We start from the raw sequence: 11,765 nt of genomic DNA on the forward strand, positions 1-11,765 counted from the left end.
GGTGATCACGCGCCACACCGTCGGCAACGCGCTGGTGCTGCACGCCCGCGAACGGATCAGCACGGAGGCCCGTACGGTCGCGCTCTCGGTGGACCGGGATCCCGACAACGACATCGTGATTCTCGACCTGCAACACGAGCTGCCGTTCGACATCTGGGACACGGTCGCGACCGAGCTGCGCCGGCAGCGCCTGCGCCGGGGCATCCGGCTGGTGGTCTGCGGCGCCCGTCCGGAGACCGGGGCGCTCGCCGGCCAGTGGCTCTCCGACCGGCTGGGCCGGCCGGTGATCGCGCCCTTCGGGCGGATGATCCCGGGTGCGGCGGGACTGCTGTTCGTGCACGCGACCGACCTGGGCGGCTGGGTCTGCTACCGGCGCGGCCACACGCCGGTCTGGCAGTCGAAGCGCTATCCCGTACCGGCCTGGGACGGCGCCGCCGTCGACCACCTGACGGTCAGCTCGACCTGCGCCGCCGAGCCGCTACCCGGCGGCGTGTGGCTGCGGGAGAGCCGCGACGAGGCCGCCGTCGCCGTACACGGAAGCCACCTCACCGCGACGATGCCGTGCCTGCCGGACGCGATGCCGGTGCTGGTGGGCTGCCCCGGAACGGCGCCGCTGCGCCTGGACGACATCGCCCGGTTCTGGCGCGGCCTGGCGCCGGAGGGCCGTGAACACGCCCGCTTCGTCCAGTACGGCCCGGTCGCGTTGCCCGAGGGCGAACAGTTCGGGCAGGCGCTGGCCGACCTGCTGTGCTGCCCGGTGCGCGTCTTCGCCGGCGTGCCCACCGGCCGTCCGGACGGTCCGGCGATGTTCACAGTCGACGCCGGCGGGCGGCCCGGCTGGCAGGTCTTCGCCGAGGAACTGGGCTACCGTCCCCGGGAGACCCTGGGCGCGAAGGCGGTGACGCCGCGCATCCTGCGCCACCGCGCGCCGCCGGAACTCGGCGAGCCGATCGGCCCTCGCGTCTACCAGTACGCCCACGACGCGGTGGTCGAGGTGATCCCGTCCGGCCTCTGGCTGCGTGGCCCCGAGCCGCCCCGGCACGCCGACCGGATCCGCGCGGCGCCGATGGACCCGAACCGCGCCCGGCTGGTGGTGGACGATCCGGCACCGGCCGTGGCCGACCGCCATCGGGAACTGGCCGGTGACCTGGCGGCGCGGCTGGACCCGGCGACCCGCGGGCGCGCTGCGGTGCAGCCGTCCTCGGTCGTGGCGCCGGGACGCCCGGGGCTCTCGGCTCGCGGGATCGAGGCCGGGACGTACCGGCCCACGACTGAGCACGCCGCCGGACCGGTTCCCGCGCCGCGGGTGCCGGCGGCCTTGCCGGAACCGGTGTCCGTCGCCGTGGCGGGTCCACCCGCGCCGTCGACCGGCGGGGTGGCCGCCGACGGGGTGGCCGTTCCCGCCGCCCTGCCGGACGGCGCCGGGCCTCCCGGGCCGGCGCCGGAGGTGGCCGGGCTTCAGGGCGCCGGGCCGGACACGGCCGGGCTCGGCCGCGTGGCGCTGGACGCGGCCGGGCCGGACGTGGCGGCGCCCGACGTGGCCGGGCCCGTGCTCGGCGGCGGCGCGGCGTGGGCGACGGGCCCGACGATGACGTTGCCGGTGCACCGCCCCGCGCCGGCGCCGGTCCGCTTCCAGCGCACGCCCGGCGACGACGCGCGCGGCGTACGCCCCGGACCCGACCTGGACGAGGAGCGGGCCTGGTTCCGGCGCGCGTTCCGCCGCGAGATCGCCGCCCTCACCGCAGACGTGGCGGACGTGCTCGCCGCGCATCCGGCGCTGGCCGGCGGCGCCGACGCGGTGGAGTACGCCACTGCCGTCCGCCTCTACCTCTCGGCCGCCGGTGACGGCCTCGACGAGGCGCTGCGGTCCGCCGCGCCGGGTGGTCACGTGCCGTTCGCCAGGTGCGTGTCGGCGGGCGTGCGCCGGCTGCCGGTGCATCGCGGCGTCGCGTACGCCGGCGCCGAGCTGACCACGGCGGACCTGCGCCGGATCGCGCAGCGCCGGGTGCTCACGGACTGGGGGTTCACGAACGCGCTCGCCGAGCCGCCCGCCGACCTGCCCGGCACGGTCGAGGTGCTGATCTGGTCGGCCACGGCGCGGCGCACCGCCGCGTTCGAGACCGGCGACGGCGTGCCGGCCCGGGTCCTCTTCCTCCCCGGTACGGCGTTCACGGTGCTCGAGGTGCAGGAGCCGGAGGCCGGCGCCCCGGCCCGGCTGCTGGTGCGGGAGCTGGCGGTGGAGGAGCCGCCGGTCGACGGGCGGGTACGCTTCGACGCCCTCGCCCTGGCCGCCCTGCGCCAGCACCTCGCGCGCCGTACCGGCCCGGGTACGCCGGTCCCGGCGGCCGCCGCGCGCCGGTTCACCGGCGTACCCGGGCTGTGCTGAGGGTCGCTACCGGTCCGGCCCGTCGAGGAGGGCGGCGAGCGTCGCCCGCTGCGCCTGCGACAGCCGGTGGCTCGCCAAGGCCCGGCGCACCAGTTCCCGGCCCGCCTCCGGCGCGTGGCGGAACAGCTCGACGCCGTGCGCGACCAGCCAGCTCACCAGCCATTCGTCCACCTCGGGCGGGCCGGCGAGCAGGTGTTCGGCGATCCGGGTGACCGCGCCTCCGTTGTCAGCGAGCGCCTGTGCCGCGTGCCGGTGCAGCGTCGGGCGCAACGCGGCGGGGATGCCGGCGGCGAGCGCCCGCCGCAGCACGGGTTGCCGGAACGCCAGCTCGCTGCCGGCGGCCACGAGGACGTCGGCGGCGACCGCCTCCTCCAGCTCGGCCATCAGGTCGAACGGCGACCGTCCGGTGACCGCGGCGACCTCGGCCACGGCGAACTCGCCGCCGAGCAGGGCGGCGTAACGCAGCGCCTCCCGGGCGCCGGGGGAGAGGTGGTCGAGGCTGGCCCGCACGGTGTCCAGGAGCGAGCGCGGCATCTCGTCGGCTCGCGCGTCGACCTCGGCGAGTCCGTCGACCACCCGTACCGCGTCCTCCGCCACGAGTCCGGCGACCAGCTCCCGGGCGTACAGCGGGTTGCCGGCGGCCAGCGGCGTCAGCGACCGCAGCGTGGCGCCGGGCGGCACGCCCACCGTCGTACCGAAGATCTGTTCGATGTCCGCCGCGGGCAGCGGGGTGAGCCGGATGAGGTGCCCGTCGCGGGTGCTCACCCCGCGCCGCAGCCGGGCCAGGTCGCGGCGACCGGGTTCGGGCCGGGCGGTCGCGACGAGCAGCAGCGGCAGCCACCGGGTCAGCGCGGCCAGCCGCTCCCAGGCCAGCAGGCTCACCTCGTCGGCCCACTGGAGATGGTCGACGGCCAGCACGAGCGGACCCGTGGCGGTCAGCGCACGGACGTGGTCGAGCACCCGGTCGACGGCCGTGGCCCGGTCCTCGTGCGGCGCGTCCTCCAGGTCCAGCGCCCGGAGCATCACGTGCAGCGGGATGCGGCTGGTGAGTTCCTCGGCGACGCCGCGCGCGACCCGGTGGCCCCGCGCCCGCGCCTCGTCCAGCGCGGCGTCGAGCAGCGCGGACTTGCCGATGCCCGGCTCGCCCTCGATCCACACGATCGCGCTGCGGCCCGCGCCCAGCGCGTCCAGCGGGCCGCGCAGCAACGCCAGGTCGCCGTCGCGTCCGACCAGGGCACCCCGCGACGGTACGGCGGGCGCCGCCGCTGCCGTCGGTGCTGCCGCGGCTGCCGGTGCCGGCCGGCCGGCCGGTGTGGGCTGGACTGCCGGTGTGGGCTCGGTGAGGATGCGGCTCTGCAACCCGCGCAGGGCCGGGCCGGGTTCGACGCCGAGTTCGGCCGTGAGCACCCGGCGTGCGGCGTGGAAGACGTCGAGCGCCTCGGTGCCCCGGCCGGCCCGGTGCAGCGCGCGCATCAGCAGCTCGTGGAACGGCTCGTGCAGCGGGTGGTCGCGGACCAGGGCGGTCAGGTCGGCGATCAGCGCGTCGTCGCCGCCGCCGGCCAGGACCAGCCGGGCCCGCCGCTCCGCCGCGGCGATCCGCAGCTCCGTCAGGCGGTGCCGGTCGAGGTCGGCGAAGGGTCCGGTGACGTTCCCGTACGCCTCGCCGTGCCAGAGCGCGAGCGCCTCGTCGAGCAGGGCCACGGCCTGCCCGGGCCGCCCGGCGGCGGCCGGCGCCCCGGCTGCCTCGCACAGCGCCTCGAACCGGTCGGCGTCCAGCGCGCCCGGTTCGAGGCGCAGCGTGTAGCCGGTCCGGCCGGAGCGCAGCAGCCCGCCGGCCGGGCCGAGGCTGCGCCGCAGCCCCGAGACGTAGGTGTAGATGTTGCCCGCCGCGGTGCTCGGCGCCGACTCGCCCCAGAGCGCGCGGATCAGCTCGCCGCGGGTGACCGGGCGGTTGGCGTTCGCCGCCAGCACCGCGAACACGGCCCGCCGCCGGGCCGGTCCGAGGTCGATCTCGACCTCGCCGTTCCAGGCGCGTACCGGCCCCAGAACGGTGACACGCAGTCTTCTCACCGCTGCCCGGTGGCCGCTGTCCCGACGGCGATCCGGTCCATCTCGGCGCGCCTCGCGGCGTCCCCGGTGTGGGCCGACACCCAGCTCGCCTCGGCTCCGGCGGGCAGCCCGCTGCGGTGCAGCACCCGGGCCAGCTGCGCGGTGAGTAGCTCACGGGCCGGCGCGGAGAGGCCGGGTGCGGAGACGGCGTGCCGCAGCACCGCGATCGCGGGCGCGGGGGCGGTGGCGCTCAGTTGCGCGGCGTGCGCGATCAGCCAGTCCTGCACCCACGCGTCGACAGGCACCGGCCCGGCCAGCAACTGACCCGCGACCCGGCCGAGATCGCCGCCGGCCTCGGCGAGCCGCTGGGCGAACTGCCTGTGCATCAGCACCCGCAGCGCGGTCGGGATCGCGCCGCGCAGGACCCGGCGGATCACCGGGTGCCGGAACCGCAGGCGGCGTCCGTCCTCGACGAGGAGCCCGGCGGCCAGCGCCTCCTCCACTGCCGGCAGGAGTTCCGGCGCCGACCTGCCGGTTACCGCGGCCAGGTCGGTCACCAGGTAGTTGTTGCCGAGGAACGCGATCGCCCGCAGCAGTTGGCGGGTGTCGTCGGCGAGCGGTTGCAGGTGACGGGAGACGGCGTCGGTCAGTTCCGGTCCGGGCGTGTCGGCGGTCCGGCCGTCGCGGTCGGCGAGCACGAGATGCCGCAGGTAGTACGGGTTCCCGGCGGCCGCCGCGACGAACGAGCGCGCGGTGCCCAGACCCGGGCCGGGCGGGCGGGACCAGGCGCGTACCAGGCCGGCCGCCGTGTCGTCGTCCAGCGGGCCGAGTTCGATCAGCGCGGTGCCGTCGCGGGGCAGCACCCGGCGCAGGAGCCGCACCTCGTACCCGGCCGGCACCGGGCGGGCGGCGGAGACGAGCAGCAGCGGCAGCCGCGTGGTGAGCTTGTGCAGCGCGTGCCAGACCAGCAGCGACATGTCGTCGGCCCACTGGAGGTCGTCGAGGACCAGCAGCAGCGGCCGCTCGGCGCACCGCGCGACCACGAACCGCTGGACCGTGTCGATCACCGTCATGGTCGGTGGCGCCCCGCCCGTGCAGGCGTGCAACGAGGCGGGCAGGCCGTCGTCGCCCAGGGACAGGCACTCCAGCACGATGCTCAACGGCATCCGGTACGCCAGCTCGTCGCCGACGGCCCAGCCGACCCGGACGCCGAGCGGGGCCGCGCCGCTCAGTCCCTCGGCCAGCAGCGCGGACTTCCCGATGCCGGCCTCGCCGCTGACCCAGACGCTGCCGCCGCGTCCGACCGCCAGGCCGGTGACCGCCGACCGCAGGCGGGCCAGCGCGGCGGAGCGGCCCCGGAAGCCGGGGTGCCGGGACGGCGCCGGACCGGGGGCGCGCGCCGGCGCCGGGTTCCCGCCCAGGAGCTGTTCGTGGATCTGCCGGAGCGCGGCGGCGGGTTCGGTGCCGGCCTCCTCGACCAGCCGGTCCCGCAGTGTGGCGTACAGCGCCAGCGCCTCGGCGGTACGCCCCTGCACGGCCAGCGCCCGCATGGCCACCGCGTACAGGCTCTCCCGGGCCGGGTGGCGGCCGGCGAGCGCGAGCAGACGGTCGACGACCTCGCCGCCGCGTCCGAGGCCCAGCAACAGCTCGGCCTGGCGCTCCACGGTGGTCAGGTAGAGCTCGCCGAGCCGGATCCGATGGCCGGCGGCTCGCGGTCCCGGTACGCCGACGAGCGCCTCGTCGCCCCGCCACTCGGCCAGCGCGGCGTCCAGCGCGGCCAGTTCACCGGCCGTGTCCCCGGCGGCGCGCGGCGCGCGGCTGCGCTCCCGCAACCGCTCGAAGCGGTGCACGTCGACCGCATCGGCGTCGACGTGCAGCCGGTAGTTGCCGCCCTCGGACGTGAGCACCCCGCCGGAGGACCACCTGTGGCGGTCCGGTTCGAGCATGCGGCGCAGGGCGGAGACGTACGTGTAGAGGTTGCCGCTCGCGCTGGCCGGTGGATGCTCACCCCAGACGGCGGCGATCAGCTCGTCCCGGGACAGGCCCCGCTCCGGGGTGAGCGCCAGCGCGCTGAAGACGGCCCGGCGCTGAGCCGAGCGCAGTGGCAGTTCCCGCCCGGCGTACGTCATCCGGAGACTGCCCAGCAAGCGGATGTCGAAGCCACTGCGCTGTGCCGTCATGCCGTCCTCGTGGTGACCGGATACCTGCCGCGGTGACAACCGTTCGGCGGAACCCTAGCCCAACTATCTGCCATGTCAACTTCGTGTGGATGGCCGAAAAGCATACGGCGCAGCGCTTTCCGGTGCGCGTGGTGTTCGTCGCGGATCGCCGGCGGTGGCGCTAGCAGGGAGTCTTCCCGAGGGCCGGTCCGCACCGTCGACGAGGGACCGGCGGTCGGCCGGGCGTCCCGGCGAGACGATACTCACCCCGCCGGGGGCCGGCGTCCGGCGCCGGCCCCCGGCCGAGGTGGTTCAGCTGCCGGCGCAGGTGGCGGTGGCGCCGCCGCCGCTGCCGGTGCCCTGGAATCCGAAGGTGGTGGTCTGCCCCGCGCCGAGCCCTCCATTGTAGCTCTGGTTGGCCACCGTGACGGTGCCGCTGGTGCCGCTCGGCACGCCGTTCCACAGTGAGCTGATCGCGGCGCTGCCGGGCAGGGTGAGCGTCACCCGCCAGCCGGTCAGCGCGGCGTTCCCGGCGGTCACCGTCACGTTGGCGACGAAGCCGCCGTTCCACTGGTCCTGGACGGCGTAGACAGCGGTGCAGGAGGCCCCGCCGGGCGGCGGAGTGGTGGGCGGCGGAGTCGTGGGCGGGGGAGTGGTGGGCGGCGGAGTCGTGGGCGGGGGAGTGGTGGGCGGCGGGGTCGTGGGCGGCGGGCCGTCGAGCGTCAGGTTCTTCTGCTGCACGCTCCACTGGGTGCGGCACAGACCGCAGTCCGGGCCGACGAAGTTGGCGCCGGCGCCGATGTCGCCCTTCAACCGCCACTTGAGGTAGAGCACCGCGACCCGGCCGAACTCACCGCCGTTGGGCTGGTCGTACGTGCCGCCGTGCCCGACGTTCAGGTTGCCCATGAAGGCGGGCAGCCCGGACGGCAGCTTGCCCCAGTCGTCCATCGCGTTCGGGTACGCGATGTCGCTGGTCCCGCCGACGAAGTACGCGATCGGCTTGGTCAGCCTGCGCAGCTGGTAGTCGTCGGCGTCGTTGAGCAGGCCACTGCTGAAGATGCCGGTGGTGGTGACGCGCGGGTCGTTGGAGACCGCGTACGCCTCCAGGCCGCCGCAGGAGAACCCGGCCACGGCGATCTTCGTGGTGTCGATCCGGTTGTAGTACTTGCCGCCCGACCGGGAGTTCTCCGCCACCGCCCAGTCGATGGACTGGGTGAGCATCTGGGAGTTCGTGGAGCCGGAGCCGTTCGGTGCGCCGTTGGCGATGGCGAGGAAGCCGTGGGAGGCGATCTCGCGCAGGAAGTTGCCCTGGGACAGGCCGTTGGCCGAGCACGCGCCGTTGCCCCACACCAGGACGGGAAGGCGCTCGGACGGGAGCGTCTGGGGCCGGAAGATGGTGTGGTTGGGCAGGCTCGACGAGGTTTCGTAGTCGGCGGGGTAGGGCCCCGAGCCGCCGATCGCGGCGCTCGCCGGTGTCGCGCCGAGCCACACGATCACCGAGGCGATCGGGACGACGGCGGCCGCCAACCCGGCGTAGATCTTCGATCTTGTTCTCATGCGTCCTCCAGGGACGTCGTGACGGCGCTCCCTGGGAGGTGGTGGTGGCGGTGTGTCGGCCACGTCGACGTGGCGCCGCCGGGTGCGTCCCCGCGGAGGGACCGGCGGGAGCTTTGCAGTTACTATCACCGCCGTAACGAAATGTGTCAATGCATGCCGGTCGATGCCTGCCGCCCGGCCCACGGACCCCTTGCGCAGATGTCTTGCATAGCAAGGTATCTTGCGACGCATGGACGGCGCACGCGAGCGGATCACCACGAACATCCGCAAGGGCGTGCTGGAGTACTGCGTGCTCGCGTTGCTCGCGAGACGCGACATGTACGGCCTGGAGCTGGCCGAGTGGCTCGCCGTCCGTGGCCTGACCGCGAGTGAGGGCAGCCTGTATCCGCTGCTCGCCAGGATGCGGCAGGCGGGCACCGTGGAGACCCGGTGGGTGGCGCCCGAGCAGGGGCACGCCCGGCGGTACTACACGATCACCGATCAGGGGCGGGCGCACCTGCGGTTGTTCGCGGGGGTGTGGCGGGAGATCCAGCCGCACGTGGACGAGCTGATGGCGGAGGAGACATGAGCGACGACGGTTTCCCGGCGGCGGCGGAGACCTACCTGCGGGCCCTCGACGCGGAGTTGTCCGAGGTCCCGCCGGACGCGGCGGGCGAGATCGTCGCGGACGTCCGCGCGCACATCGCCGACGCGCTGGACAGTGGACGCGACATCGCCGAGATCCTCGCCGGGCTCGGCGAGCCGCACGCGGTGGCGGCCCAGGCGCGGGAGGAACTGGGCCTGCCGGTCCGGCACGGCGCGGAGCGGACCGCCCGGATGCTCTCAGTGGTCGCGGTGGCGGCCGGTGTGCTGATCGCCGTGTGCGTGAGCTTCCTGCTGCCGTCCACCGTGCCGGTGGAGCCGCTCGGCGCCGAGTCCGGCGAGCAGGGCGTCGTCCGCCGGTTCGGTCCCGGAATCGCGCTGCTCACGGTGCTGCCGGCGCTCCTCGCGGCAGCGCCGCTGGTGCTGCCCGACCGGGTCCGCGGCGCGGCCCGGTTCGCCGGTGCGGCGGTGCTGGCGCTCTTCGCCTGCGCGTCCGGCGAGATCGGCCTGTACTACCTCCCGCTCGCGCTGGTGGCCGGTGCGGCGGCGCTCGTGCCGTGGGCGATGCGGCGCGGCGCCGGTGGACGGTGGTGGCACTACCTGACCGGCGGCTTCGTGGCGATGCCCGGCGTGCTCGTGGCGGTCGCGTCGGCGGGCGGCTCGGTCGGCGTCGGCTGGGTGGGCGCGGCGCTGTGGATCGCCGGGCCACTCGCCGTCGGCGCGCTGTGCGCGTACGGGATCCGGGCCGGCTACGCGGTGACCGCCCTGGCCGGCGCGATCGTCATGACCCTCGCGATGACCGGGCGCGGCTTCCTGTTCGCCGCGTTCTGGCTGTTCGGTGGGCTGTACCTGGCGATCGGCGCGAGCGGGTACGCCGCGTCGCGGGCCGCCGCGGCGGACCCGGCCGGGGCGCCGGATCCGCCGGTACGACAGCGACCCGCGCCGGCCCCCGGCGCCTGACCGGCGGCCGGGCGCCGGTCAGGCGCGGGCCGCGGAGCGGCCGGCTAGGCGGCGGCTGTCCGCGGATCGGCTGTGGCGTCGTGCGCGGCCATCTCCTCCTGGCGTCCGGGCTCCTCGCGCAGGATCGCGGCGTGCAGCCACGCGTCCGGGATGGCGAAGCCGTCCACGAGCGTGCGCATGTACGGCCGCAGTTCCTTGAGCAGCCCGTTCACCACGCTGGTGATCGTCTTGGACCGGGCCGGGGTGAGCCGGCCGTGCTCCAGCAGCCAGCCCTTGTTCGCCTCGATGACGCTCAGCGCGTACAGGTCGCAGACCCGGGACAGCAGCTCCTTGACCGCCGGGTCGGCGGTGGCGTCGATGCCGGCGACGAACGCCTCCAGGGTGACCCGGTCGACGTGCGCGGCGGCGACGGCGAGCACGTGGTCCTGCACGTCGTTGAAGATGTCGAAGGGGCGGTCCTTCTTGGTGGACGCGCCACCGCGCAGCCGGCGGACCGCGCTGTCGAGCAGGTGCTCCTCGCGGTCCTCGAACACCTTGAGCTGCCAGCCCCGGTCGGTCACCGCGACCTCGTCGTCCCGGCCCGGCACCGCGCCGACCAGCCGTGCGATGAGCGCCCGCGCGGCGGTGCGCTCCAGCACCATCTCGCGCACCTGCTCGGCGACGAAGGAGGCGCGCCCCCAGCCGTCCAGCGAGCCGAACTCGTCCCGGTACCCGGTCAGCAGCCCCTTGGCGACCAGCTGCAGCAGCACCGTGTTGTCGCCCTCGAACGTGGTGAACACGTCGGTGTCGGCCTTCAGGCTGGGCAGCCGGTTCTCGGACAGGTAGCCGGCGCCGCCGCACGCCTCCCGGCACGTCTGGATGGTGCGTGTCGCGTGCCAGGTCTGCGCCGCCTTGAGCCCGGCGGCCCGGGACTCCAGCTCCCGCTGCCGGTGCTCGTCGACCGGCCCGTCGCCGCCCTGGATCTCGTCGAGCGCGGCGACCAGCTCGGTCTGGGCGAAGTGCAGCGCGTACGTGGTGGCCAGCGCGGGCAGCAGCTTGCGCTGATGGGCCAGGTAGTCGTTGAGCAGCACCTCACGGTCGCCGTCGCCGTCGCTGAACTGGCGGCGGATGTCGCCGTAGCGCACCGCGATGGCCAGCGCCGCCTTGGTGGCCGCCGACGCGGCGCCGCCCACGCTGACCCGGCCCCGCACCAGCGTGCCGAGCATGGTGAAGAAGCGCCGCGAGTCGCTCTCGATCGCGCTGGAGTACGTCCCGTCCTCGGCCACCTGCGCGTACCGGTCCAGCAGCATGTCCCGCGGCACCCGCACGTGGTCGAAGCTGAGCCGCCCGTTGTCGACGCCGAGCAGGCCGGCCTTCGCCCCGGCGTCGCCGATGGTCACACCGGGCATCGGCTTGCCGTGCTCGTCGCGGATCGGCACCAGCCACGCGTGCACCCCGTGGCGGTGTCCACCGGTGACCAGCTGGGCGAAGACCACAGCCATCCGCCCGTCCCGGGCGGCGTTGCCGATGTAGTCCTTGCGCGCCGCCTCGTGCGGCGTGTGCAGGTCGAAGGTCTGCGTCTGCGGGTCGTACACGCAGGTCGTGCGCAGCTGCTGCACGTCCGAGCCGTGGCCGGTCTCGGTCATCGCGAAGCAGCCGAAGGTCCGGCCCTCGACGATGTCCCGGAGGTAGGCGTCGTGGTGCCGTTTCGTGCCGAGGGCGGCGACCGCGCCGCCGAACAGGCCCCACTGCACGCCGGCCTTCACCATGAGTGACAGGTCGACCTGCGCCAGCATCTCGGTGGCGACGATCGAGGCGCCCACGTCGGACCGGCCGCCGTACTCGGCCGGGAAGCCCGCGGCGATGCCCAGCTCGACCGGGAGTTCGCCGAGCAGCCGGGTGATCCGCTCGCGTGCCTGGTCGCCGGTCTCGCCGTAGACCGGGAGGAAGCGGTCGTCGAGGTGTTTGCGGTGGGCCTGGCGGACCTCGGACCACGGTCCGTCGAGCGTCTCCTGGAGGCGGGCGATGTCGATTCGGCCGGACGCGTGATCGAGCATGGTCGCTCCTCTGGGGCAGCGGACATATGGGTGCAC

At 75.2% G+C, this 11,765-nt stretch carries 7 protein-coding genes; 3 read left to right on the forward strand and 4 right to left on the reverse strand.

Annotation, left to right across the window (positions count from 1 at the left end; translation table 11 throughout):
• Position 1: 1 nt before the first annotated feature.
• Positions 2 to 2,386 (forward strand): hypothetical protein, encoded by a 2,385-nt coding sequence (locus tag ACFYON_RS08185; protein ID WP_355096103.1) that lies wholly within the window; start codon positions 2 to 4, stop codon positions 2,384 to 2,386.
• A gap of 6 nt (positions 2,387 to 2,392) precedes the next feature.
• Here ACFYON_RS08185 and ACFYON_RS08190 read toward each other — a convergent pair whose 3' ends face one another.
• The 3 genes from ACFYON_RS08190 to ACFYON_RS08200 form a co-directional block, all read right to left on the reverse strand.
• A complete protein-coding gene (locus tag ACFYON_RS08190) occupies positions 2,393 to 4,456 on the reverse strand; it encodes a BTAD domain-containing putative transcriptional regulator (protein ID WP_387188642.1) in 2,064 nt (687 codons plus the stop codon).
• Positions 4,453 to 6,615 (reverse strand): BTAD domain-containing putative transcriptional regulator, encoded by a 2,163-nt coding sequence (locus ACFYON_RS08195; protein ID WP_354864141.1) that lies wholly within the window; start codon positions 6,613 to 6,615, stop codon positions 4,453 to 4,455. Before ACFYON_RS08195 ends, ACFYON_RS08190 begins: the two co-directional genes overlap by 4 nt.
• Before the next feature lie 291 nt (positions 6,616 to 6,906).
• On the reverse strand, positions 6,907 to 8,151 hold the full coding sequence (locus tag ACFYON_RS08200) for a cellulose binding domain-containing protein (protein ID WP_355095811.1): 1,245 nt from the start codon (positions 8,149 to 8,151) through the stop codon (positions 6,907 to 6,909).
• A 229-nt stretch (positions 8,152 to 8,380) separates the two neighbouring features.
• Here ACFYON_RS08200 and ACFYON_RS08205 point away from each other — a divergent pair, with 229 nt between their 5' ends.
• Together ACFYON_RS08205 and ACFYON_RS08210 are read left to right on the forward strand one after the other, a co-directional pair.
• The gene (locus ACFYON_RS08205) at positions 8,381 to 8,719 is read left to right on the forward strand and encodes a PadR family transcriptional regulator (protein WP_355095809.1); all 339 of its coding nucleotides are present in this window, start codon (positions 8,381 to 8,383) and stop codon (positions 8,717 to 8,719) included.
• Complete coding sequence (locus tag ACFYON_RS08210) at positions 8,716 to 9,693, forward strand: HAAS signaling domain-containing protein (RefSeq protein WP_355095807.1); 978 nt, start codon at positions 8,716 to 8,718, stop codon at positions 9,691 to 9,693. The genes ACFYON_RS08205 and ACFYON_RS08210 overlap by 4 nt, the downstream gene beginning before the upstream one ends.
• A 44-nt stretch (positions 9,694 to 9,737) precedes the next feature.
• Here the strand turns inward: ACFYON_RS08210 and ACFYON_RS08215 are convergent, their stop codons facing one another.
• Complete coding sequence (locus ACFYON_RS08215; RefSeq protein WP_354864133.1) at positions 9,738 to 11,729, reverse strand: acyl-CoA dehydrogenase; 1,992 nt, start codon at positions 11,727 to 11,729, stop codon at positions 9,738 to 9,740.
• Positions 11,730 to 11,765: the final 36 nt, after the last annotated feature.

Source organism: Micromonospora sp. NPDC005686, assembly GCF_042871665.1.
Lineage (GTDB): Bacteria > Actinomycetota > Actinomycetes > Mycobacteriales > Micromonosporaceae > Micromonospora.

Bases quoted from the DNA above. Each gene is read 5' to 3' on its own strand.
- ACFYON_RS08195 (WP_354864141.1), bottom strand. From the start codon at position 6,615: ATGACGGCACAGCGCAGTGGCTTCGACATCCGCTTGCTGGGCAGTCTC.
- ACFYON_RS08200 (WP_355095811.1), bottom strand. From the start codon at position 8,151: ATGAGAACAAGATCGAAGATCTACGCCGGGTTGGCGGCCGCCGTCGTC.
- ACFYON_RS08205 (WP_355095809.1), top strand. From the start codon at position 8,381: ATGGACGGCGCACGCGAGCGGATCACCACGAACATCCGCAAGGGCGTG.
- ACFYON_RS08210 (WP_355095807.1), top strand. From the start codon at position 8,716: ATGAGCGACGACGGTTTCCCGGCGGCGGCGGAGACCTACCTGCGGGCC.
- ACFYON_RS08215 (WP_354864133.1), bottom strand. From the start codon at position 11,729: ATGCTCGATCACGCGTCCGGCCGAATCGACATCGCCCGCCTCCAGGAG.